The organism is Moorena sp. SIO3B2, from assembly GCF_010692525.1.
Taxonomy (GTDB): domain Bacteria; phylum Cyanobacteriota; class Cyanobacteriia; order Cyanobacteriales; family Coleofasciculaceae; genus Moorena; species Moorena producens.
This window is the reverse complement of sequence record NZ_JAAHHE010000002.1, coordinates 192,501-217,836: the sequence shown is the minus strand read 5'-3', so window position 1 is coordinate 217,836 and position 25,336 is coordinate 192,501. Positions and strand designations below refer to the sequence as shown.

Sequence of the window (25,336 nt, the reverse complement as noted above, 5' to 3'; positions counted from 1 at the left end):
CGTTCTCTAATATTTCCATTTTCTTCTATTTTTAAGGCTTTTTGAAGTATTGTTTTTTGCTCTTGTGTCAGATAATTTTTTGCTGGCATATTTCCTATTATTGGGTTATTTATTAATTTTTATTATACCAATTTAAATGCCGAACAGCTTAGCACAGAGGTCCTCAAGCGCTATGCTATCCTAGATGAGCAACGGTGTATGCGCTCTGATGTCGCTTCGATAGAGGTTTACTGTCCCCATCCCTTCCTAAAAACTGGTGTAGAATTTCTGGATTTGCCAGGAACAAATGACCGGGAAGCTCAGGATAATTTAGTGCGCGACCAACTGCTAACAGCAGATTTAGTCGTTCAAGTGCTGGATGGTCGCCAGCTGATGACCTTGGGTGAGCGGGAAAACCTGAGAGATTGGTTAATAGATAGAGGAATCAAGACTGTTGTTTTTGTGGTCAATTTCCTGAATTTATTGGAACCTGATCAGCAAAAAGAAGTCCAGACTAGGGCGTGTCTTCAAACTCGGAGATCCCCCTAAATCCCCCTTAAAAAAGGGGGACTTTGAGTATGGCTCCCCCCTTTTTTAAGGGGGGCTGGGGGGGATCATAATCTTGCGGAAAACTTTGAAAACACGCCCTAGGCTACGGTTTGTAGCGGAAAGTTTTCGGTCGGAATTACCGAATACCCTTAGTAACTTGTATCGAGTTGATGCCCTACCTGCTTTGAGAGCTAGACTAAAAGGATTATCTGATCAAGCACACACCACGGGATTGGCGATGTTTGAATCAGCACTGCAAAGCATGGTAGCTGCTCAACGGGAAAAGACAACGGTTCGGCTGGATCGTGTGGATGCGATCGCAACTCAGGTTAAAGCAGCACTACAGTCTAAAATCCAAGTCATCAACTCAGAATTAGAAAGTGCCAAAGAGAAGCATCAGGCTAAACTTGAGCTGCAACAAAAAGCTCAGAAATTGATTAAACAAGGATTCCAAGCCGCTGTTTCTGATTTCGAGAGTTGGCTGTATTTGCCCAAACTTTTAGAACGCTATCAATCGAAACTTGCGACAGCACTTCAGCAAGGGGAATTTAGCAGTTGGCAAGCACAATTCCAACAAGACATTGATGGATATCAACAGGCAATCCAAGAATGGGTTGATAAAGCGTGTGAGTTTTTTGAGCATCAGTCTCCTGGTAAGCTAATCATTTCCGTTCCCGATACTCCTCAAGTTATTATACCTGAGCCTCCCGAATTTTCTCAGGAGTCAAAGAAAGTTATCCCAATTGGTCTTTCTACTGGAATCCGTTTGGTTTTAAAAGGTAAAGTGGGCGCAGCTATGGCTGGAGGCGCTAGCTATATCCTCAGTAAAGGGGCAAAGAAAGATAAGTCAAATTCATCCGCTGACTCTTATGACCATCAAGTAGCCCAAGCCTTAAGTGATGCAGCTCAGGATTATCTGAGTTGTTTCAGTACTGACGCTTTCTCGATGGTGCGTAAGTATCAAGCCAAGGCAGAGAAAGTGATTAGTTTGCCAACAAATCAACAACCACAGGATACCAGCAGCCAGGTTTATCAGCTACAGTTATTAAATAGTGTTTTGGAAAGATTGAATGCAGAATTAATAATTTAGAATTTAGAATTAAGAATTAAGAATTTTCCATATTTTTACGTCCGCTTACAAAAAATGTAGTAATATCGTTCCAAATACCTTTGTCGGTGACTAAGGCATTAATTTCGGCAACGTAGTCAGCCTTGGCTTGTTCTAATTGTTTTGGCTCTAGTTGCTGCAGTGGCCAACACAGGGGATGTTTTAAGCTACCATCCCAGGTGCCTTCTACGTCACTTATCGTAATGTAGCTGCCCAATTGCTCCCGCTTAATTTTAATATCTTCAAATCCTGCTGCTGTGAGCAAGGAGTAGCATTTTTCTTCATCTCCGGTGACATCGCTAAATATCAATGAAATTCCGTATCTTTGGGCAACGTTCTGGAGAATAAAGCCAGTAGTAAAAGCGGTTTTAGCAAAAACACACAAGCCCATTAAGCCTCCTGGTACCAGAAAACGTTTCCATAAGCGTAGATCAGCAGGAACGTTTGTCATTAAAGGCAGGGCTGAACAACATAACACTCTGTCGAAACTGTTGTCAGGAAAGTTTAGGGTCTCAGCATCAGCTTCGATTAGCTCAATATTAGTCAACCCTGCTGCGGAGATCTTGCGTTGAGCTTGATTGAGTAAACCCGTAGAAATATCTACTCCCACCACTCGACCATCCTGACCAACCCGTTTTGCTGCTTCAATAGCAACTAAGCCAGTTCCCGTAGCAATGTCCAAGATTTTTTGTCCAGGTCTGATATCAACATGTTCGATTAGACAATTTGCAAGCCGAGGATGGAAATCCCCCTTATCGTAAGAATTGCTCCTGTTATCATAGATAGTAGCAATTTCTTGTTTAAACTCACTTAGCTCAAGATTATTGGTCATGGTATTTTGCCTCTTTATAGTTGATGTTAGCCTAAGCATTCAGCTGTCAGCTGTCAGCCGTCAGCCTTGGCCGTTGGCCACGCTACGCGAATGGCTGATAACTGATAACTGATAACTGATAGCTGATAACTGATAACTGATAGCTGATAGCTGATAGCTGATAGCTAATAGCTGAATGCTTTTGAGCTTAATGCTTTTGATCACAAGAAGAATACTCAAGGGGCACAAACTCTAACCCAGACTCCTGGTTGGGACAAGGCACCACATGGACTAAGATTTGTGAGGGATTCTTACGATTACCGTTAGCCGGTTCAAACTCAATTTTTCCCGTTACCCCATCAGCACTAAAATCAGGACTTTTCAAGGTTTTCTGCATACCAAGACGTGTGGGATTCTTCTGTTTTTCGATAGCTGTAATCAACACACGAGTTGCATCATAGGCTAAAGCAGACCAGGCAGTTAAGGAATTAAAAGATTTTCCCCATAAGGTTTGAGCATCTTGATTAACTTGTGGGTTAGCACTGTTTAGGTGATGCCAGGAAACAGACACCACAAGGTTCTCGAATAGATCGGGTTGTTTAAGTGCTAGTGTTTTTGACCTGGCGATTCCCGAGGAACCCACCATCACATTACGACCATTGTTTTCCTTGATCATATCGATAGCATTAGTGACAGCATTGGTGACTTGACCATCAGGATTTAAAACAATAGCTGTGTCCTGGGTTTTCCCAATTTCCTCTATTGCTTGCTTAGGGTTAAAGTTGGGCTTAGATATATCGTAGTGTTTGATATCGACAAGTTCTCCTCCTTGGTTAGTAAACTGCTGTTTAAATTCTTGCCAGAACGAGTGAGTGAATGGACTGCGAGGATTATAAAAAACTGCCGCTTTTTGGTGACCATTTTCAACCAAATAATCAACCAAATATTGGGCTGCAATTTTAGCGGTAGGTACCGTCCGGAAGAAAAAATTTCTAGGGTGCTCTGTCAGTTCTTCCGTTGTGGAGCCAGAGGAGATTAACACTAGCTTATTACTATTATAAATATCCACAGTTTCCATGGTCATATCACTAGCATAGTGACCAACTACCCCTAGGATATCCCGTTCCTTGACTAGTGCCTTTGCCCTTTGGATCGCTTCTGAGGTGATATTAGCATCATCAGCAATAAGAACTTTTAGACCCTTACCCTTGATAGATTTACCGTTTATAACATCCTTTCCTAGTAACTTTTCAGTAAAGTTGTTAGGGAGTTTGTCATTATCCTGAAAAAGCTCTAAGTTAACTTCTGTTTGAGCGTGACCGATTCCTCGAAGAATTTTTTGAGCTAGCTCCCGATGTTTGACAGAGCCATTTTTGTTTCTAACGATGGGCACCGCCACAGCAATGGTGTAGTAATCGGATTTAGTAGCCTCTAAAAGGGCATTATTCAGATAAATTAACGTTTCTGGGTCTTTGTCTTCCTCTTGCCAGGATTTTAAGAATAAATTACCAGCTTTTTTATAGTTAGATTTTGTCCACCAACACCTCTCCCATCGTTGCCAAGTTTTTTGACTAAAAATGGCTAAGTTATCTCTCCAGGGAGTCTGACATTTTGCCATAAATTTAACACCCCGGTGCTTGAAACGTCGAGCAGAGGTTGTATCCAGTATCTCTTCTCCAGAACTAATCTTGTCTCCTAGCTTGTTAGGCTCTGTGGCAATTTTGTAAATTCCGTAAATGCTAAGGAGCGCAACAGTCCCTAACGCTAATTTAATCAAAAGTGTAACTAATGATCCTGACACTGGCCAACGCCATGGTTGTGCTTTAGGATGGTGATAAATCACCGGTAACCAAGTAGCGTAGGGTAATTTTTTATCTAATCGATTCTCTAGATAATGGAGTCTTTTTCGTGCTACTTTAACTGCCTTATGGAGAGACTTTCCTTGAGAAAATTCTTCGAGAAAGAACCTGAGGAAGGTCTGGGCAACTTCATCGGGGACTGGCTCTTTCATAATAATCGCTTGTGGCATTTGTAATCTAGCTAGAGCATTGGCTAAGCCTAAGCCATCACAGCTATTAAATATCGCTAGCTTCAAGCCGTTTTTAATGGCTTCCTTTAGAGCAGGAATTAAATCATCAATGATGAGACTGTCTTCCTGATTGATATAAATTCGACCACTTTCATCATTACATTCGCTAGAACTATGACCAGCAAAAAACAGAATATCCCAGCCCTCTTTTTCCCAAAGTTTATGGTCTAATTCCTCTCGTGTCGGTTCTACTAGAAAGCAGGAGGATGAATCTAAGCTAGAGACTTGCTGCCAATTGTTGTGGTCGGTTTCGATATCAATTCCGTCACTGTTACCAAGAATGGCTAATAGTCTGACTCGATTTCTCAGTTTAGTTTCTGGAGTTGGCTGGTATTCCAAGGGAATTAAACTAAATTCAACGGAGTCATGATTATTTTCCCATACATCCCAGAGGTGCCATGGTAATCGTTGAAGCTGAGGATTATCGGTCTGAATCAATACCCGAATATCACGATGACGGCTTAACTCAGTTGTTAATTGATTTCTGATCTGGTCAAAGCCATCGGATCTAGAATTCAGCCATTGGTTAATATTGTTGCTTAACTCGTCAACCAATTGCTCACAGGATTTCATCGAAGAGATGTACAGTCCTTTGGGAGTTAAGCGGGGGTTTCGGTAAAAATACTCTAAATTACGATATCCTTTCTGCCAATCGGTGTATAGTTGATAAATTTCGGGGTTTGGTGCCAACCGACTCATAATTTTTCCTTCAGCTGACTTGTCTGTTGTTCCCCATGCCAAAGTGACTCGAATTCCCCTGTCTAGGTCACCATCTAGTGTTAGAATAACTACTCTATTCATTTCTATTTATTGCCGTATTTTTGTAGATTGCCAGATCCAATCACCGACAGGAGTCTCCTTGACTCTGATTGACTGACGAAAATTTGCATGTTGATGATTAGCGCTGTTACTCCCTCAGGATTTACTAGGAATTTTAATCCTAAGAATTGTGAGTCAAGCAGCGCTTTGAGTTATGGGGGTATGGGATTTAGGCAACTAGCATACTTGATAGTATATGGACTATACCATATTTTTGAAATTATCCAGAAATATTTAAACTATCTTCACACTAATTTGAAGCCAGACTGCCGCTCTAATGGTATGCGTAGTGCTATATCAGGCTGCTGAGAAAAGCGATTGGCCGTAGGCCACGCTACCCGAACGCAAAATCAAAACACCTTTTCATAAAACCTTGTTTTTGGGCTGAATATAAATATATGGGTAGATTCAGGTAACTAGCATTGTACAGGAAAACACAAACAATGATGAACCTTCAACAAACCCAACTCTATCAACGCCTTCAGGCATTTTCCTTAGATGATCCTGATGCCAAATTTCCCTTTAGCAAGCGACTGGCTCGGGAAAATCACTGGAGTCTTAAATACACTAAGCGAGTGATTGATGAATACAAGAAATTTGCGTTTCTAGCAGTAGTAGCTGACCATCCCGTTTCCCCTTCTGATCCAGTGGATCAAGTGTGGCATCTACACTTGACCTATACCCATTCTTACTGGAATGAATTTTGCCCAAACATTCTACAAATCCCCTTTCATCATCTGCCTAGTGGTGGTGGTGCCAGTGAAAAGTCTAAATTCGACGATTGGTACACTAAAACCCTAGCCAGCTATCACTATTTCTTTGGGGAAGCACCACCATTAGATATTTGGGCACCTGCTGATCTTCATGTTAGTCAGCATGTCAATTTTGTGCGGTTAAACCCTCAGCAGTACTGGATTTTACCTAAAGTTAATTTGCCTAAAGTTAGTTTGCGTAAGGTTAGTTTAGACTCACTACCCAACTTCGGCCTCAACCAATACAGGATGGTTTTCCTATTGTTCGTCTTGGCAGTAACCATCACAGGTTGTGAGTCATTAGTCTTAGTCAATAGCGCAAACCCAATTAATTTCACAGGACTATTATTTCTCGGGTTTTATCTAGTTCTAGTAAGTGCTGCGGTGGTCTTGGCCTACGGTTTACGTTGGTATCTACAACAACCAGCTTCCGATCCTGAGGGGAAATCCATCTCTCTCGATGCCTATGAGACAGGCTATTTAGTTGGAGGTAAAGAGCGAGCTGTCGATACAGCCATCGTTAACCTTGTGCAGGGTGGACATTTAAAACCTGTGCCTGAATACCGAGGGCTAGAATTAGTAAATCCTTTGGTTTACAAAAATGATCCCCTTGAGTTGAAAATTGACATTGGTGCTAGAACTGGTCAGACTATAACTCAAATTAGAGCATCCGCTGCATCCGCTACAGACCAAATACGCGATCGCTTAACCGATCTCAATCTCTTACTTACAGAAGACCAAACCAAATCAGCCCAGCAATATCCCGCACTCCCTCTGTTTGCTGTCTTGCTCCTAGGAATCAGCAAAATTATAGTAGGCATTTCGCGACATAAGCCAGTCGGTTTCCTGATGATACTGTGCCTCATCACAGCAATCATGGGTTTGTTCTTTCTGGTTGAACCAGTAAACCGTAGTGGTTACGGCGATACTGTATTAGACAACCTAAAAGTTAAGCATCAGATGCTGGAAAATGCTCAGAATAATTCTCAAGTAGCCCTGGCATTTGCTCTATTTGGTAGTACAGTTTTGAGCCAAAATGGTCTACAAAACTTGCGAAAGGTATTTAATCCTCCCAGCAATTCTGGTAATAGCAGTAGCAGTGGCTGCAGTAGCAGTAGCTGCGGTGGCAGTAGCTGCGGTGGCGGTAGCAGCTGCGGTGGCGGCTGCGGTGGCGGCTGCGGTGGCGGCTGCGGTGGCTGCGGCGACTAAAGAGTTATAGCGGTTCCCGCGACTGTGAGGTACATCTCGATCAGCCCTACTAGGGGAAAGAAATTTGGTATGTACCTCATCTAACTACAGAATCGCTATAGTTGATCGTTATCCTTCTGTTCCCTGATGGTGCCAAAGCATGGTTTAAGAGTAGCTTTGATGATTGCTTTTGGCTGACCTTTGTTAATCACAGGAGGTGGGATGGAGTAAAGTTATTATCTTACACCATTCTCCCCTCTTTTCTTTATGAGTTTATTCTGAATTTCAAGATTAGCCGAAATTGAGATTAAAAATTGACATTATTGAATTTTTTATTTAGTATAATCAAGGATTTAAAGGCAATCAATTTTGTTCATAGGGAGATTTAGTTTGTAACAAGATTACATTCATTGCTATTCAACCCAAGAGCAAAAACGCCTAATTGAACAAGCTCAATATTGGCGATAAAAACTGATACTGCGTGATTTAAACCTGTCTGGTGGTGAGCATGTCCTAGAACTCGGTTGCGGTGTCGGAGCTGTCTTCGGAATAATTTTGGAAACTTTTCCAGATTTAAGAGTAGCTGGAATTGACCTACAGTCTACCCAAATTGAGTACGCTCATCACTATTTAAATACTCTTGGTTTCGACAATATTGATCTGTGTGTAGGTGACCTGGGGGCGCTTGTCGCCCCCCCAGGTTTTTAGAGTATGTTTACTCTTGTCTAGAGCCAACTCTCAGGCAAATGACGGAAAAACTGGGAAAGGATTATCAACGATTAAAAGCCGGTCTAGAATTTTTTCGAGGTCTTTCAAAGCAGCCAGAAAGTGCAGCAACAATTACAGTATATCGGGCTTCAGGCACACGGTAGTCAAATCACAGACTAAGAGTATCTGATCCAGGACTTACGCAGACACAGTATGTATGTTATATGTTGATCGTTATCCTTCTGTTCTCCTTTCCCTGTTCCCTGCTCCCTATTTCCTATTCCCTGCACGCAGCGCTATAATTGGCTTAAGCTTCATCTTCATTTGCCGCAATAGAAGTGAGCAGTTTGATCCTAATGAAGCCTCCCCCACCTAGCTTTGCTTGAGGTGGGGGTGTCCTATGCTATCGTTTGAGGTTACCCATAGATCACATAAGACTGCCCGACTTCTAGGCAACCGAGTAGAACTTTTGCTACTACGGTTCTCACTGTCATTTCTGCGAGTGAGTTCTTGAATAGCTCTAGCTGCAATGTTGTAACTAGCGCTTAAATCAGCGTTGTATCGTTTACCGTTACTGAACGTAGCTAGAGCGTAATTTTTCCGATCACGCCAAACTGTTCCACTACCGTCATAAGCGTTGCTAGATGTTCCTCGGGCAACTACATCACAAATCTTCCCGCCAGATTCGATCCATTTCATTTCCGTTAATTCTCGAATTATAGACTTTAACCAACCGTGGAAACGCTGTTTAAGATTAGATTTATTCTTACCACCTTTGGGCTTCCAGTTTTTTAGATATTCAAAAGCGATAACCGAAACATTATACTCAATGCTGATCTCAACAATCCCCTTAGAGACTATCTGGGCTATTTGACGGTTAATGTGGCGACATTTCCGATAAGTATTCCGGCAAAAACCTTTGTGTAACCTTCCGCCTTTACCCATCGTTTTAGACGCTTTTTTTGAGACTGATTTCAGCTTTTTATCACGACGGTCTATGTCTCTGACTGGGTGAATAAATTCACGATAAATTACAGTGCCATCGGACTCAACGACTGAAATAACAGCAGTTTTATTAATTCCTCTATCTACTCCTACTACACGATTAACTTCTTTTTTATGATTAGGTTTGCAATCAAACGGAACGGATAACCACGCTTTACCATTTCGTTGAATCAGCGACGGTTACAGCTGTTTGTTAGCTGGGATAGTATGTCGATTCCTAGTTGAAACGATCCCAACCGTTGTCCATACCCAATTTTTCCCGTTTAATACTTTGATTTGAATTTGTTCGAGGGAATCTAACCGATAACATTGACCTTGACCAAGTGCTGGATAACAGTTAGCTCCAATCGTCATTAATGGTGGCTTAGCATCCCGTCTCTTCCGTGACTGTCCACATTGCCAGTCTCTATATCTCGTTACAAAGCTGCTAACTTGCCCCAAGGAAAAAGCGATAGCAGCACGACGATAATAAGACGGCAATTTCTAAAATACTCGATTAAATATTTTATACTTAGGGTTAGGGTTTTTATTGGTTTGGTGCATTAGCCGTTCTACGGCTGTAACGGCTTCTTTTGTATCTTTGGAACCGATTGTCTCCCAATGGGTAAATAGTATTGAAGTCAAAAACTTACAGGCACGTTGATAAACAGAGATTGTCTCAGCAAACATTAATTGCTGAGGGGCACTTGGGTTAAGACTCCACTTATCGGTGCGAAGAATTTTCTGTGACTTCTTTGCTATCATGGCTACATGATAGAACATGTGTTCTTGTGGTTTCAAGCCGTCTAAGGTCTTTTTCCCATAGCGTTGGCTCGATTGAGATACATATAGTGTTTGTCACGAAGTCTCGTTATCCGGTGAGATCTGGTGATGTAGAGTTAGACATAATCGATCTCATCCATGGAATATGTCAGAAACACCGCTGCCTACTTAAAGAAGCGAAAGGTGACTTAGTTAAAAATGACCAGATCCACTTACTGATAGATTTGGCACCTGATGTATTAATAAGCAGGAAAATTAGGGAGATAACCATTTAACCATTAATAATAAGTTGTTCCTTGACCCCCACTTGAACGAAGTGGGGGAATGCGTCACAAATTTTGTTCAAAATCTCAGGAGCATGGTTAATGGCGAATCACAATCAACCATGCTCTGTAATTCTTCGAAATATCATACATTAGGCAAACCCGATTGTAAACATTGCTTTGCCACCATGTCTATATAAGTTCTCAAATTACGACATCAGAAACTGGCCAAGGAAAGAAGGATTTTGATGTCGTAATTTTATGTCAGTCTTGTTTTAGACTATCAAAGCATCGGCCTGAATCCTTTGTAATCTATCGGTTCCCGCCACCGTCAGCTAAATCTGGAGCAGGCTCATAGGTGAGAGTGGCAACAGAAGAAGGAAGGGGAAGAAATTTGGGTGTAGTTCATCCCAATGTTAACCCCTATAATAACATTTTCGAAGGAAAAAAGCAAAAGATAAAAGGCATATATAAAACTAAAAAAAAGCCATTAAAACTAAAACAAAATAATTAATGTTTTTCCACTTTTTATTGTTATTTTTTGTGGATTTTGACTATTTGATATTGCTAACAATCTACATCGTCAACCCTATACTCAAGCTATTAATTCTATGTTTACCTCAACTCTCGCCAAAGTTGGAGCAGTTTTTGCCACTGCTTCTGCTGTCATGCTAGGTTACACTTCCAACGCACAGGCTGAAATGTTGTTTGACCGGGGACTACCTACAGAAAATCTCAATAATATTTCTGGAGCAAACCGCAGTAATGTCCGTTGGGCTACAGATGCCCAGAACCAGGGCTTCTTTGGTGATGATTTCACTATCGGCAATGTAGGAGACACTTTTGTTATCGATACCATCCGCACTTGGATGGTACCTGGTATGAATATTGGTGACCCAGACAACTTGGGGGATTGGTTTGAGAGCTTGACTCTGTTGACAGGTTTTGCCGCTGAGGAGGATATTTCTCCCTTCGCCACTGCAACCTTAGACCCTAACAGTAACGTGACCAGCAACCCAGATATTACCATTACCCAAGTCCCGTACCTAGATGCTGCTGGCTCGATATACGATAACTTTGGTGATTTCGTCAATATTTGGCAAGTGGATTTCAACAATCTCAACTGGACTATCGAAGGCGGTACAACCTATAAATTCGGGGTGCGGGGTGTTGGTCGTCAGATCCCTGATTTCGATCTTTTCTATCCCTCGTATAACCATGCTTCCAACGCAGCATTGAGTGGTTCGCCCCAGGATGGCGCTGACAATCGTTACTTGCAGTTTGATGCCTCAGGTAACTTCGTTGATATCGTCGATAGCAATGGTAACGGCTGGGATAAGTCTTCGGATATTAATGTGCAGATTTTTGGCGAAGCGACTCCTAAGACTTCTGTACCAGAACCAGGTTCTGTATTAGCTTTACTGGCGTTTATTACCTTTTTAACTGCAGGTTCACCAAAGAAGCAATAGAAATCAAAGTAAGCATTCAGCCTTATGGGATCAGTTAAAGTTAAAATAAATCCCCTACCGAGGTGAGAGGTAGGGGAGCAAGGTATTGTCTTGAACGCAGACTGAGAGCTAGTAACTTGTGTCTAGAGCTTGTGTGTCTAGAGCTTGTGTGTCTAGTAACTTGTGTTTGGACAAAAACAGACTAAGCAATACTTTAATTACAATACTGTTTGCTCTGTTTGTGTCGCCAAAATGGCTCCAATTTCAAAAAAGGGAGCTTCGGAGTAGGGAAGTCGGAAGTGGAAAAAAATCCTGTATACCTCATGACTATCAGAACCGCTATAACCAGTGGGGATAAAAACAGATGCGTTCCCGTAGGGTCGGCTTTGCCGAATCGCATCCCCAAATCCCAATCATGCCGAAGCAGTACCCGAAACGCCCAAGCCAGAAGCAACTCAGTCCCCTGTACAGCCGAGCGCATTATCTGAAGCATCACAGATAGAAGCAGCACCCGAAATGACCCAACCACCAGAAGAGATTCAACCGCCAAAAGAGTCGAGCCAGCAACAGCAATGGGTGGACAGTCTAGCGCCAGACCTAGCTCAACTTTTGTCAGACGTGCGTTCGCGTAGCGTGACCTACGGTCAATCGCCCTTATTTTGCTTGATACGGCAGAGATGAATGGTGCAGATTGATTTTCAGATCACCGTTTTCATCGCGAACATAACCAAAAGAGTATTCTACCTTGATCTCGCTACCGTCTGTTTTGGTGAAAAAATACTCACCCATCGACATGGCTGTATCGCAGTGGGTAATAATTCCTTCATTCTCAAAGCGCACATTGTTATAGGGCGCAAGAGCAAAACCTTTATCTTCGCTGATGCTGCCGCGGACAAAATAAGACAAAGCCTCTTTCTCCGTGCCTCTGAACGGATCATCGCTGGCCAGTGTTGGTTTGAACAAAACCGTACCAAGATCATAAGCATAAAGCCTGTCAAGAGTACTTTGTGCTTCTGCTTGTGGGTTTTCTGCCTTGCCAATGGCGACAATGGCTTGGCCCCAGCTTTCCTGTGCAGCTAGAACATCGTTTTTTGTGACAGGATTTTCGCATGGCGCAGCCTGTGCTCTTGGCGTACCTCCAAGGTTCGTGCAACCAGCTATTGTGGTTACTGTGGATAGCATTAAAAGTGCAGAGAAATATGGTTTCATGGTGATCTTTTTATTTTATAAGACTAGGCGTAAATCTCAGTAAAGGACAAAAGTTGCCAAAAGAGCAGCGTGGGCGTAGCGCAATCGGTGCTTTTGAATAAAATAAGCTGTTCGCGCAGCGTGAGCTTTAGCTCACGGCTGTTCCCTTAGCTTGGTCTACGGCCAACGGCTGACGGCACCTCAAGTAGCGTGAGCTTTAGCTCACGGCTTAATGCCGACCTTACAGATTTCGCGATCAAGCTGCTCAATCGAGATTCAGCTGTTGAACCGATTTCAACCCCGTAGCAATACCACAAATACTCTACCACCATTCCTCTCACATAATCCCAAATACCAGGTGCTATCCATTGGAATAAGCGGCTGATTTGAACTCTGCTCCACTTGAAACCCTGGGGATTGTGACTACTCCCTGAAGGTTTACGACCATATATCATAGCAACGTCTGTATTTTACATTACATTTATAAATATTTACATTTAGGCTAAAATTGATATAATAGAACAGATTTTGCACATCTTATCGAGATCAGGAGCAACATCTATCGGGAAATCAAAAGCTGTTCAGGATTGAGCCAAAACTGTCAAGTGGTCATAACCTCTGGGAATTCTATTAGTAAATCCTAGACAGATTGATCTGAGGTTTCTAAATCCGGAACCAACAGCTCAACTGTTGAAGTCAACCATAGACAAAACGCTTACCGTCCAAACCTAGACTCAGGGTTGCTCGGTATTGAGTAATTCTAACTACTCACTATTCACTATTAACTTCTTCTGATGCCTCCAACGGATCGGTTTCGGGAGAGGTTTAGACTCGCTTTATTGAAATTGTTACGGATATCCCTACGGATTATACCTTATGAATATTACCATTATTGGTTGCGGTTATATTGGCACAGCTCTAGCAAATTTCTGGCATCACCACCAGGGTCACCAGGTGACAGCTACCACTACTACCCAAGAACGGGTAGGAAAGCTGAAGGAAGTCGCCTCACAGGTAGTGGTGATGAAAGGGGATGATGCCCAAGGGATGCAGTCGGCGCTTATCGATCAGGACACTATTGTGCTGAGTATTGCTCCGATCAGTAATCGGCAAGTTGATGCCAACCTCTACGAAGCCACCTACATCCCCACCGCTAGCAATTTGGTCGCAGCTTTAGCAAATCATCCCACCGTGAAGCAGGTAATTTACCTAAGTAGTTGCGCCGTATACGGTAACCAAGAAGGGGCATGGGTAGATGAAAATTCTCCTATCGTTCCAGCTAACGACCATGGTCGGGTTTTGTCTTTGACCGAACATATTCTATTAGGAGCAAGCAGTGATGATCGTAATGTCTGTATCCTGCGCCTTGGGGGGATTTATGGTCCCGGTCGTGAGTTAAGCAAGCGGTTTGAGCGACTGGCTGGCACGACGCTTCCTGGCAGTGGCGATAACTTTATTAATTGGATTCACCGAGACGACATTGTTCAGGCCGTGGAGTTTGCCCGACGAAATCGTTCCCAAGGTATCTACAACCTAGTTAACGACATCAAACTCACGACGCGGGAGCTGACTGATCAAATATGCGATCGCTACCATCTTCCCAAAGTGTTATGGGATTCCTCACAACCTAGCTTCCGAACCAATAACGCCCGTGTCCATAATCGGAAGTTGAAAGTTGCTGGTTATGAGTTGATTCATGCTCAAACCCTGATTTAAGCAATGCCTAATAATGTGAACTATAATCTAGAAGGTGACTAGCTTTTTCTGAATAAACCTTACCGAAATTAACCCATAAATTACCAGAATACTGTATTTATAATTTTGGAAAAGTTTCGTTATTAATTCCCGCGCCCCATTAAACCTTGTTGGGTGGAATCAATTTTTTTAATACAATCAATCTCCGTTGATTGGAGTGCATCTCACTTTTGCAAAAATACGACCATTTAAGTAAAAAAGTTGCAAGCTTGATCTTCCTCCTTTACTGTAATCACAATCACCTTAAGATAGAGCAAAACTTGCTTTCTGATTTCTTTCAAAAGCCGTTCATAGTTTGAATTGTAATTTATTTTAAAATCTTTTCTTTAAATACTTCGGCTAAATTTTTTAGAGATAGGTTATAGTACAGCTGATTATAATTTTTGAAAAGGTTTTTTTCTGCTTCTGTCTTGGGTTGATCTTTTATAGCAGTCGAAGTAAAGCTTAAGACATCTTCTGCTCCCTGCTCCCTGCTCCCTGCTCCCTGCTCCCTTTCAACCAAAAGACTATGTCCTAAACTATACTTCCCTTGCTATACTTTGTTAATATCTTGAATGCAGGTTTGAAAAAACGGCTTAGTACTTTCATTTTAAAGTTTCAAATAAGGCTGACCATCACTATCTTTGCCAGCAATAAAATTGTGATATATTGCTTCAGATAAAGTTTCGTTTTCGATTTCCATAAAATGCTGGCAGAGTGCAGAGAGAAAAATCGTTAAAGTAGTGAGTCGTTGTTGACCATCAACAATCTTTAATTCTTGTGATTTGTCCTCCCCAACTAAAACAAGAGCACCTATAAAATGTTCTTCATGGTGAAACTCATGATTGTCTATAATCTCAATATTCGAGATTATATCTTCCCACAACTCATTAACTTCGTCTGTTGACCAAGAATATTCTCTCTGAAATCTAGGAACAATATACTTTTTGTTAGCGGCAAAAATATCATTAATTGTTCTAGTATATGCATGAAGTTCCATGAGTTATGATCTTGATTTTAACTAAAAAACAACATTAGTAGGGATATAGCAGTTTTTAATTGGGTGATTTACACAAACAAGTTCAGAATTTTAGGAAACAGGTAACAGGAAAAAAATCCTGTGTACCTCATAGGTATGATAACCGCTATCTCTCTGATTGTGATCAGAAGATACAACCTTAGTATTACCAAAAAATTTTGTTTTAACAACAAGGTGTAAAAAGCATTTTACCCGATCAACCATCAACCATCAACCATCAAGCTTCCAACCTTTTAATCTGTCCTGCTTGTACTGAAAGAATCTGAGACGAATTCAGCCATTGGGAATCAAAGGCTCCCAAGTGAGTAGTGGTAATTAAAGTCTGAAACCGATCCTGAATAGCATCCAACAGCAAATTTTGCCGATTCAAGTCTAATTCAGCTAATACATCATCGAGTAGCAACAGAGGTGCTTCTCCTACCACCTCTTCAATCAGCTTCAATTCTGCTAACTTGAGCGCTAATACCAACGTTCGCTGTTGACCCTGAGAACCATAGGACTTGGCTGGGGTCTGATTAATGGTAAACTGTACTTCATCCCGGTGAGGACCAACTAGGGTTCTCCCTTGATGAAATTCAGGAAGGGAGTACTGTTGGATTTTCTCCAAAAAAGCCTGCTTGACTAGATCTGGGTCATCTTTGGAAAGACTGACATTAGGGGCATAGGTAATATCCAATACCTCTGTCTTGCCACTAATACTAGCGTGCCATGCTTGGGCTAAAGGAGCTAATCGTTTTAGCATTCTCTCTCGACGGCGGGTGACTCGTGAGCCAGCGGTAGCCAGTTGGGCATCCCACAACCCTAGCTCGGCATTGTATTGCTTGGATACCGATGCATCAACTTCCCCTTCTTGTTGAAGTTTACGGATTTTTTTCAGCAAAGCATTGCGCTGTCGCAATACTTGGTTATATTGCTGCAAAATGTAAGCATAAATTGGTTCGAGCTGAGTCAGAATCGAATCGAGCCAGGCGCGACGCCGTTCTGGTGCTCCTCGCACTAGTTCCAAATCTAAGCTAGAAAACTGTACCGCATTCAGAATACCTAAAAAGTCCAACTGCCGACGTAAGGATTCTTGATTGAGAGCAACAGTACGTCGTCCTTGAGTGCGCAAGGTTAATCCTAGTTCTACTGAACCATAGGTTCGTTCTAGAGTAGCCCGAATCTCCGCAATGGGAGTAGTTTCTAAGACCAATTCGCGATCGCGTACTGACCGATGACTCTTGAGGGTAGAGAGCAACTCTACTGCCTCCAGTAGATTCGATTTCCCCTGAGCATTATTACCCAGCAAAATTGTCTTGGGAGCATCGAAGTTGACCAGGCAATCTCTGTAGTTACGAAACTGTCGCAGGTGTAGGCTCTTAAGGTACATCCATTTAAGGTTACAGGTTGGGGGTTAGCAGGTTAGTAGGTTAGCAGGTTGAAGGTTAACAGGTTGAAGGTTAACAGGTTGAAGGTTAACAGGTTGAAGGTTAACAGGTTGAAGGTTAACAGGTTGTTCCCCCAAGGCGTCCCTTATAGGGTAGGTTAGCTGGTTGAAAGTGAGCAGGTTCTAGGTTAGCAGGTTCTAGGTTAATAGGTTAACAGGCTTAAGATTAGAAGTTTGATCTGAACTTAAAAAAATATCTAACCGTCCAACCAGCTAACCTTCAACCTTCAACCAGCTAACCTTCAACCTTCAACCAGCTAACCTTCAACCTTCAACCTTCAACCAGCTAACCTTCAACCTTCAACCAGCTAACCTTCAACCAGCTAACCTTCAACCTTCAACCTTCAACCAGCTAACCTTCAACCAGCTAACCTTCAACCTTCAACCTTCAACCAGCTAACCTTCAACCAGCTAACCTTCAACCAGCTAACCTTCAACCTTCAACCAGCAACCTACCAACCTACCAACCGGCTAACCTTGAACTTTTCCCTTGCTAGACCAACGAATAAATAATTTCTCCAGCTCAACCCAAACAAATAGTGAGGTACTAAAGCCAAGACAGACAGCGAATTCCATGATAGTCAGAGGCTCAGTACCAAAGAAGTCTTGCAAAAAGGGTACATAGACCAGTAACAGCTGTAAGAGAGTAGTTACAGTAACTGCCAACAGCAAATAAGGGTTAGAGAATGGGTTTAATTCCAGAGTAATGCGTTTGTTGGAGCGGACTGCCAGGGCGTGACCCATTTGAGCAATACATAGGGTAGTAAATACCATTGTCTTCCAGTGAGGGAAGTATCCATAGGCGATTGCCATTAAGGTAATGTTGAAAATGGCAAAAACAATACCAATGCGCACCATATAAGAGCCCAACCCTCTGGCAAAAATACTTTCCCGAGGACTAAAAGGCGATCGCTTCATCACATCGGGTTCTGCTGGTTCCACAGCTAGGGCAAGAGCGGGTAAACCATCAGTGACTAGGTTCATCCAGAGAATTTGTAAGGGTGTGAGGGGAACATCTGGTAGTCCCATGATCGGGGCTGCAGCAATAGTCAATACCTCACCGATGTTACTGCCCAGGATGTATCTAATAAAGCGACGAATATTGTCATATACTGTCCGACCTTCTTCTGTGGCAGCAACAATGGTGGCAAAGTTGTCATCTAACAGCACCATATCGCTGGCTTCTTTACTGACATCGGTTCCCGTAATTCCCATCGCAATACCAATGTCAGCTTGCTTGAGAGCGGGTGCATCATTCACCCCATCTCCAGTCATGGCAACAAATTTACCCCGACCCTGGAGTGCCTGAACAATTCTGAGTTTGTGTTCAGGAGCAACACGAGCATAAATGCTGACTTGGTCTACCTGTTCCTCTAGATCGACCTGGGAGAGCTTTTGTAACTCCTGACCAGTCAGTACCTGATCACCATGATTAGCAATTCCCAAATCCTGGGCAATCGCTCTAGCGGTAAGTTTGTGGTCTCCAGTAATCATAATCGGACGAATTCCAGCATTCCGGCACCGCTGAACTGCTTCTAGTACCTCTGGGCGTGGAGCATCCAACATTCCCACTAACCCCAACCACACCAACCCTTGCTCTAAGATTTCATGGTCTGCTTCTGGAGCTGATAAGCGATCTAGGGACTTATAGGCAAAACCTAGCACTCGCAAACCAGCCCCTGCCATTTGGTTATTCTGTTCCAAAATCTGTTGCCGCTGCTCTTCTGTCAAGGGTTGACACCCTAGAGTTCCTGCTGCTCTGTCATCATGATGTACTGATGAAGTACAATGCTCTAACACCAATTCTGGAGACCCTTTGGTCAACATCATGTAACGGGTCAGTTGTGGGTTCTCGGTTGTTCGCGTAGCCTGGCCGAAAGGCCAAGGTTGTTCGCCTTTGGTGTTCGAGTAGGGCAGGTTAGCAGGTTGAAAGGGATCTGGAGAACTATCCCACTGACAAATCACACTCATACGCTTGCGCTCAGAGGAAAAGGGAATTTCATCCACACGGGAATACCTTTGACTCAGGGGTTCCTTATCCACACCCCCTTTACCAGCCAGAGCAATTAATGCTCCTTCTGTGGGGTCTCCTAAAATCTTCCACTCCCCCTGTTCATACTGCAAGATCGCATCATTACACAGAGCACAAGCTAGAAGTAGGGGTTCGAGTTCGGGATACTGTTCTGTAGCAATGGGCTGATTGTCTAGGAGAAATTCCCCTACAGGTTCATAACCATCCCCAGTCACCTGAATACTATAGTTGAGGGTATCCACCCGTTGCACAACCATTTTGTTTTGGGTCAGGGTACCAGTTTTATCAGAACAAATGGTAGTCACACTTCCTAAGGTTTCCACAGCTGGTAGTTTGCGAATTAGAGCATGACGGCGTACCATTCTCTGGGTTCCTAGGGCTAAGGTAACAGTCACCACAGCTGGCAAGCCTTCTGGAACTACAGCCACTGCCATACTTAAAGAAACTTCTACCAGTTGTTGGAACACACTCAAGTCCCAACCGCTTACGCCCAAGCCAATGATAATTACTAGTGCTACTAGCAACAGCGAACCGGTTACCAAGACTTTTCCCAGCTGAGACATGCGCTGTTGCAGAGGTGTCGGTTCACTTTCCACCCCTTGTAGCATCTGGGCAATTTTCCCCAGTTCCGTATTCATCCCAGTACCAGTAACTAGGACTTTACCTCTGCCTTGGACAACTTCAGTTCCCTGAAAAACTAAATTAATGCGATCGCCTATGGGAGTATCTTCTGATAGCTCCACCTCTACGGTTTTATTGACAGCATTAGCTTCCCCAGTCAGTGCGGATTCTCTGACCTGCAAATTCGATGCCTCGATTAGCCTACCATCTGCTCCAACTTGTACCCCAGCTTCCAGCAACATGATGTCCCCTGGAACAAGCTGTGGACTGTCTATCTCTAAGGTACGACCATCCCGCAACACTCGTACCTTAGGAGATGCCATACTTTTCAGGGCTGCTAGGGCTTTTTCAGCACGGCTTTCCTGGAGATACCCGAGGATGCCATTGAGAATCACGATTGAGAGGATAGCAATCGTATCTTTGAAGGGGAATTCACTCGCCTTTTCTGAGGCTTGTTGCAGATTGATCAGATCTAAAATCCCGGAAACTATCGCTACTGCAATCAGCATCAGCAGCATGATGTCCTTGAATTGATCAAGGAACATTGCCCAGGAACTGCGCTTTGCTTTTTCCTCTAACTGATTTAAGCCATAGTATTCCAACCGCTGTGATACCTGTTGAGAGGTCAAACCGACTTGAGGGTCACAGCCGGATTCTGCTAGAGAATTTTCGACAGATTGGTTGTACCACGCTTTTAACGGGTCAGGCAATAAATTAGAATGGGTCAATGGATTCACCGGGAATGTTTGCTTTTAGATGATATTCATTCGATCATAAAAATTTCCTAGGAAGTTTGTAAGCATTCAGCCGTGAGCTTTTAGCTCACGCTACTTGAGGTGCTGTCAGCCGTCAGCGGTGAGCTTAAAACAAGCTATCCGGCTGACGAGTTCAACGGACTGCCAAAGACTATCAATTCCTGGCCGAAAGGCCAGGGAACTGAAATTAAACGAATGCTTACCTCTTTCATTCAAAAGCACCTCAAGTAGCGTGCGCGTAACGCATTAGCTGATAGCACCTCAAGTAGCACCATCTGTAGCGCATTAGCTGTTCACGAACCGTGCGCGTAGCGCATTAGCTGATAGCTTACGGGAGTTTGGAAACCAAGACTATAATCGAATCTAGCGGAACAAAATAGCACCCGATGCAGCAATTGAAGATCTGTTGTTCAAAGTCTGTATTGTTAAGATAGCGAGTTGCCGCTAATTATAGTAATTTAGTCCGTATTTGATCAGGTTTTATATCAAATCCGGATAATTGCCCACAGTTACGATATCTAGAGAAAATCTTTTTCTCCCTGTACCCCTGCGCCCCTGCGCCCCCTGCTCTTTTCACCAGGAAGTATGGGTATTCAACTGGATTTGATATTATTCACTGTTAACGCTCAACGGTTGCCCATTAACCTTAATCGTCAGAGTTTAAATAGTTTAATATTGATAGCGAACATTGAAGTAGAAGCCCTCATCCTGGGCATTGTTACTGCGATCATCCAATTCAAGCAGAGGAATGCCATAGTCAAGTCGCAGATTAAGCCCTGTCACTGGTTGCACAATTAGCCCTAAGCCAATACCCGCTAAAAACCGCTGTGACGGTAACGTATTAGGATTATCAGGGTTATTCCATACATAACCCATGTCGAAAAACGGAATTAGTTGTAATGCGGGGTCATCGTCTACGTCTCGATGTAAAGTTATACGGTCTTCTATAGAAAACCGTACTCCATTGTCCCCTGCTCTGATATTTTGACGGTAGCCCCTCACCGATTGACCACCGCCAAGTAAAAATTGTTGGGGAGGCAATAGGCTATTGGGGGTAAGCTGAACCTCGGTTCCCATAATTAAGAAATTATCCTCTGAGAGAATCTGTAACCGCTGTACTTGACCTACCCAGCGAAAAAAGCGTCCATCAGGTATAGGATCGGGGTTGATAGTGGCATCAAACCACCCAGTTCCGAGACTCAAAAGCGATCGCAAAAACCAAGTTCCCTCCAAATCCCGACGTAGATACTCTTGTTCAAACTTAATCACGCTCAGGGTAGTCGAGCCATCTTGATCTGGACCAAAGCCAAACCCAAGAGGCTCATCACCCAAAAAAGTCTGACCATCTCTGTAGCTGAATCCTAGAGACAGAGCAAATTCTTCCCGAGGTGTGCGGTACAACGGTTGACGAAATCGAATTTCATATAGCTCAGATTCTCCCTCAATATCAAAAACATTGAATGGTGCTTGAGTCACCCGATTACGGTCGATCACTGTTCGCAGTTCTAAGGTACCATTTCGGGGATTGAGGGGAAAGCGATAGCCAAAATCAAAAATATTAGACCCGCCAGTGGTCGAACGGCGATAAGTGAAGGAAATTTCATCCCCATTGCCAGTTAGGTTGAGATGGCGAAGATTAAAGCTGATTCGTTCAGAACCAATACTAGGAGGTGAGTAATTATCAACCCCTACACTTCCTTTGAACGGATTAGCTTCCACAACACGAACAATCAGAATGCTCTGTCCTACTTTTGTTCCTTTGCGGAGGCTCGCTTCTATACTTTCCAACTTTGGGTCAAGCCGTAACAATCGTAATTGTTTTTCCAAATCAGTAGTATTGAATGGTGTTCCGGTACCCAACTGGACACGGCTGCGGATATAGTTGGGATTGAGGCGGCGTGTTCCTTCAACTTCGATCTTTTCTATACCCCCTTCTATAACACGGATTGTAACAATGCCCTTGGTAATGTCAATCGTTTGCTCAGCAAGAAGAATTGCTCTAGTGTTAATATAGCCCTGCTTGAGGTAAAGGGTAGTAATAGCATCCGCGACTTCTCTTAGTTGCTCAATAGTCAGGGAGCGTCCTTGATAGGGTTGTATAATCAGCTTAAACTGCTCTGGTGAAAAGATGGTGCTACCAATGACTTCAATTTTATCAACTTGAATGGTTTTAGAGTCCAAAGCAGTTAGTCTAGCAGGTGTAGTGGCTTGAGTTTCTAGTATAACTGGTCCAACTGAATCTGATAGTATGGGCGCTAATAGTTCAGCTATCTGATTTTGATAATTTCCATCAACCAATTTTACTGACTCCTGAGCGGTTTTATGCTCCTGCTGCTTAAGCAGAAGTTTACTTGCTCTTAGAGATCTATGATTGCTTGGCAAAGAAGTTAGGGTTACTGCTAGGGCATCATTACAACTGGTACAGGCAATTATTAAATACAACGGTGTAAATTTATTTGATATGAATTTATTTAAGAAATACTTTATAAGCACAATTTGAATTAACATCTGATGCCAAAGCAATCCGATCTTCGAGCGCATCGGGTTTTTTATTCTCCTTGGGTGGGGATATCTAGGGATTTTGGGTGACAACGAATGGTCCAAACGTAAACGCCACTAAAAAGCCTAACCCTGATTAGTTCAAAAATTCCAAAAAACTATCACCATCGTCTATCGCAGTTATAGCTTATATCAAATTCGTTTAATTACCCATAATCAAAATCTCTACCCTGTCTGACCGTGTGGTGGTTTTTCCGGTGTCAGTCTAACCTGTGGGTATTCAACAGGTCCGACCCGTGGCGAATTTAATAATTAGATGCGGAAAGCGCACCTAACGGACTTGAGATGAGTTGTTATTCTCTTCAAACCACTTGCGATCATAACCAATTAAGCACACTTGAGGTGCGACCCGTGGCGAATTTAATTCTTAATGGTAAGAGCGCACCTATTGACTTTTGGCAAAAAAATCCCCCGGCTAGTGTCGGGGGAACTCCTTAGAAGTATGAAGTGTGAATTCTGAGGTTATTATAGGCCAATGCTGCTTCTTGAACTATAGCAATCCTAAATAGGTTGTGCTAATTTTATCCAAACGTGATTCTTGCTATACCTGGGTTTCAAGCCCTTGACTTGCCACAACTGATTTAAGGTCGCTATATAGCGTTTATCACAGCTATGAGGTACAGATATTTTTTTCCTTATTACCTATTCCCTGTTTACTGTTCCCTTCACCATGTAAAAGCTGGTTTGGCTTACCCCACCCAACTTCTAAAGTATGGGTGAATAATGATGGGTGGGGAGTATACTCAACAATTGTGTTCAATTGCACACGAGATCAGTATGGCATGATTGCGTCTTGCAGATGAACTTCATATGGATTGAGCGAGTTTCCTTGCCATGCGCTGACACTACCATGATTGGGTAGTCAATTAGGACATCCTGGAAAGACATCTGCAAGCGGAAGGTCCCGTCTGGGTTAATCTTGACTGGACGTCCATCAATAGTAACGGAAGCATCAGGATCGATGCTTCCGTGAATAATTAGCTCTTCATTTGCCACTAAGGACAATTCGGGAGAACGAGCGGGGGGAGCAGAAGCATTGAAACCAGCTCCCGACATGTTTGGAGAAAGCCACTTACCAATACCCGAAGGGAAAGGATTGGAACTTATTGCTGACCTTGGTGCTTGCTCCATAGAACTATAAACAGAATCAGCTACTGCCTGAGCTTCCCCAGATTGAGTTATGCCAAAGATTTCCCCATAGATAGGTCGATCAGGAATTTCCGAGCTACTCCCATTAGCTGTCTGGCTAGGCGGCACAAGTTTTAGGACAGTCTTACCCTGTAGATTATCATCCCAGTTGACCGTGACGAATTGGTCTTCCATCCATTTAGAGGGATAGGCAGGGGGAACATGGATAGGTGCTGAACGGGCCAGAACTAGCCATTGACCATCTTCACAGCGATAACCAATCTCAACTAAATAATCGCGATCGCTAACTGGCATGGGTAGATACCATTCTCGCGCTAGCTCATCACAGGGATATTCTTGGATACTATGGGGACTTTGATAATCCAGTTTGATTGCGGTAACATCATAGAGCCTTAGAGCGAGTTGTTGACCTCCCTGAGAGCGCAGTTCTTTTTTATGTTCATTGGGAATATCCCAATAAGCATAAGACCAATGTGGATCACGAGGCATTAGCACAATCCGGCTTTCACCATAACCTTCTGGTAGCTCTGCTAATCCCTCATCAACAGAAACTAGACTATCACTAGTCGGCTCTTGTTGAGCTAATTCAAACTGGCTTGATTCCTCCTTTGCTTGTGCCTCAATTATCGGCGATGGAGTGGTAGACCTTTTGTGACGTTCTATTGCTTGAATTTCCGCCAATAAGCGTTCTTTACGCATTCTACTGTATCGATATATACCATATTCACTCGCAACTCTACGTAATTGCCGTAGAGTCATTTCTTCTAGGGGAGTTCCTTCTTTTGCCATGATTTCTGTTCTATACGTTGTTAGGTTGCCTGATAGATTACTGATGTCAATCTTGAGGTGCGACCCGTGGCGAATTTAATTCTTAATGCGGAAAGCGCACCTAATTAAAAAAAGTTTTGGTTGCTATGAAACTTACCTAAAGGTCAGACCTGACTAAAGTTTTTATCCTTCTTGATTCCCAGACTTTAATGGAAATTGCCCGTCTACCCTTGCGACATTTCAGTGATTTTTTATACCAACAATATGTTCAAGTCAGCCATCTATAATTTGGTGAAATACTAACAAACCAGCATTTTTATGGGATCCTCTGATCAACTATATATAACAAGGAATTTTTGGGTCAGGTCAAGGGGTAAATAAGCCGATTTTCGGTAAATTCACGCATTTACCAGAAAATCGGGACTCAAAATGTCATGAAATTATCACATCACTCCTCAGGTGCGACCCGTGGCGAATTTAATAATTAGATGCGGAAAGCGCACCTAAGGACTCAGTCATCAATATTATCAAGTTAGGCACCATCAGTGATCCGTATCCAAGAAGGATGAAGCCCTGATCTACTT

The 25,336-nt window shown here is 43.0% G+C and carries 19 protein-coding genes and 2 pseudogenes; 9 read left to right on the top strand and 12 right to left on the bottom strand.

Going from position 1 to position 25,336, the window contains the following annotated elements; translation table 11 throughout:
• Positions 1-153: 153 nt before the first annotated feature.
• Positions 154-495 (top strand): annotated as a pseudogene (locus tag F6K38_RS01215) (dynamin family protein); the annotation flags it as partial.
• Between the two features lie 118 nt (positions 496-613).
• Positions 614-1,618, top strand: coding sequence for a hypothetical protein (locus F6K38_RS01210; RefSeq protein ID WP_052308409.1), 1,005 nt, complete (start codon positions 614-616; stop codon positions 1,616-1,618).
• A gap of 16 nt (positions 1,619-1,634) precedes the next feature.
• Here the strand turns inward: F6K38_RS01210 and F6K38_RS01205 are convergent, their stop codons facing one another.
• Entirely contained in the window at positions 1,635-2,468 is an 834-nt protein-coding gene (locus F6K38_RS01205) for a class I SAM-dependent methyltransferase (protein WP_008180259.1), read from the bottom strand.
• Between the two features lie 187 nt (positions 2,469-2,655).
• Entirely contained in the window at positions 2,656-5,337 is a 2,682-nt protein-coding gene (locus F6K38_RS01200; protein ID WP_008180263.1) for an ABC transporter substrate-binding protein, read from the bottom strand.
• A 461-nt stretch (positions 5,338-5,798) separates the two neighbouring features.
• On the opposite strand from F6K38_RS01200, the gene F6K38_RS01195 reads away from it, so the two are divergent.
• Together F6K38_RS01195 and F6K38_RS43175 are read left to right on the top strand one after the other, a co-directional pair.
• Positions 5,799-7,316, top strand: coding sequence for a TIGR04222 domain-containing membrane protein (locus F6K38_RS01195; RefSeq protein WP_202799158.1), 1,518 nt, complete (start codon positions 5,799-5,801; stop codon positions 7,314-7,316).
• A gap of 450 nt (positions 7,317-7,766) precedes the next feature.
• On the top strand, positions 7,767-8,003 hold the full coding sequence (locus F6K38_RS43175) for an SAM-dependent methyltransferase (protein ID WP_202799160.1): 237 nt from the start codon (positions 7,767-7,769) through the stop codon (positions 8,001-8,003).
• 372 nt (positions 8,004-8,375) lie between these two features.
• Here the strand turns inward: F6K38_RS43175 and F6K38_RS01190 are convergent, their stop codons facing one another.
• Both F6K38_RS01190 and F6K38_RS43970 read right to left on the bottom strand, forming a co-directional pair.
• Complete coding sequence (locus F6K38_RS01190) at positions 8,376-8,948, bottom strand: transposase (RefSeq protein WP_287294976.1); 573 nt, start codon at positions 8,946-8,948, stop codon at positions 8,376-8,378.
• A 240-nt stretch (positions 8,949-9,188) separates the two neighbouring features.
• Positions 9,189-9,752 (bottom strand): annotated as a pseudogene (locus tag F6K38_RS43970) (hypothetical protein).
• On the opposite strand from F6K38_RS43970, the gene F6K38_RS01175 reads away from it, so the two are divergent.
• The 4 genes from F6K38_RS01175 to F6K38_RS01160 all read left to right on the top strand — a co-directional run bounded on the left by F6K38_RS01175 (position 9,734) and on the right by F6K38_RS01160 (position 12,162).
• On the top strand, positions 9,734-10,045 hold the full coding sequence (locus tag F6K38_RS01175) for a transposase (protein ID WP_081431899.1): 312 nt from the start codon (positions 9,734-9,736) through the stop codon (positions 10,043-10,045). The pseudogene F6K38_RS43970 and the gene F6K38_RS01175 sit on opposite strands and share 19 nt — an antisense overlap.
• 352 nt (positions 10,046-10,397) lie before the next feature.
• Positions 10,398-10,547 carry a hypothetical protein gene (locus tag F6K38_RS01170; protein WP_008180278.1) on the top strand — a complete coding sequence of 50 codons (150 nt, stop codon included), beginning with the start codon at positions 10,398-10,400 and terminating at the stop codon, positions 10,545-10,547.
• Between the two features lie 97 nt (positions 10,548-10,644).
• Positions 10,645-11,502: a hypothetical protein gene (locus F6K38_RS01165; RefSeq protein ID WP_008180280.1), complete on the top strand. Its 858-nt coding sequence runs from the start codon at positions 10,645-10,647 to the stop codon at positions 11,500-11,502.
• Positions 11,503-11,997: 495 nt separating this feature from the next.
• On the top strand, positions 11,998-12,162 hold the full coding sequence (locus F6K38_RS01160; RefSeq protein WP_154659687.1) for a hypothetical protein: 165 nt from the start codon (positions 11,998-12,000) through the stop codon (positions 12,160-12,162).
• On the opposite strand, the gene F6K38_RS01155 is transcribed toward F6K38_RS01160, so the two are convergent.
• Entirely contained in the window at positions 12,136-12,690 is a 555-nt protein-coding gene (locus F6K38_RS01155) for a metal-independent carbonic anhydrase family protein (protein WP_008180285.1), read from the bottom strand. The two genes, F6K38_RS01160 and F6K38_RS01155, sit on opposite strands and share 27 nt — an antisense overlap.
• Before the next feature lie 146 nt (positions 12,691-12,836).
• Positions 12,837-13,124: a hypothetical protein gene (locus tag F6K38_RS01150; protein ID WP_287355914.1), complete on the bottom strand. Its 288-nt coding sequence runs from the start codon at positions 13,122-13,124 to the stop codon at positions 12,837-12,839.
• A 421-nt stretch (positions 13,125-13,545) separates the two neighbouring features.
• On the opposite strand from F6K38_RS01150, the gene F6K38_RS01145 reads away from it, so the two are divergent.
• Positions 13,546-14,385, top strand: a complete 840-nt coding sequence (locus tag F6K38_RS01145) for an SDR family oxidoreductase (RefSeq protein WP_287355913.1) — start codon at positions 13,546-13,548, stop codon at positions 14,383-14,385.
• A gap of 346 nt (positions 14,386-14,731) precedes the next feature.
• Here the strand turns inward: F6K38_RS01145 and F6K38_RS01140 are convergent, their stop codons facing one another.
• From F6K38_RS01140 to F6K38_RS01115, 6 genes are all read right to left on the bottom strand, one after another.
• Positions 14,732-14,926: a hypothetical protein gene (locus F6K38_RS01140; protein WP_287355912.1), complete on the bottom strand. Its 195-nt coding sequence runs from the start codon at positions 14,924-14,926 to the stop codon at positions 14,732-14,734.
• Between the two features lie 87 nt (positions 14,927-15,013).
• Entirely contained in the window at positions 15,014-15,403 is a 390-nt protein-coding gene (locus F6K38_RS01135) for a DUF262 domain-containing protein (RefSeq protein WP_287355911.1), read from the bottom strand.
• 256 nt (positions 15,404-15,659) lie between these two features.
• Positions 15,660-16,811, bottom strand: a complete 1,152-nt coding sequence (gene recF / locus F6K38_RS01130; RefSeq protein ID WP_008180294.1) for a DNA replication/repair protein RecF — start codon at positions 16,809-16,811, stop codon at positions 15,660-15,662.
• A 528-nt stretch (positions 16,812-17,339) separates the two neighbouring features.
• Entirely contained in the window at positions 17,340-20,258 is a 2,919-nt protein-coding gene (locus F6K38_RS01125) for a cation-translocating P-type ATPase (RefSeq protein WP_287355910.1), read from the bottom strand.
• A 687-nt stretch (positions 20,259-20,945) separates the two neighbouring features.
• A complete protein-coding gene (locus F6K38_RS01120) occupies positions 20,946-22,718 on the bottom strand; it encodes a ShlB/FhaC/HecB family hemolysin secretion/activation protein (protein ID WP_008180301.1) in 1,773 nt (590 codons plus the stop codon).
• Between the two features lie 873 nt (positions 22,719-23,591).
• The gene (locus F6K38_RS01115; protein ID WP_008180305.1) at positions 23,592-24,773 is read right to left on the bottom strand and encodes a DUF4912 domain-containing protein; all 1,182 of its coding nucleotides are present in this window, start codon (positions 24,771-24,773) and stop codon (positions 23,592-23,594) included.
• Between the last annotated feature and the right edge of the window lie 563 nt (positions 24,774-25,336).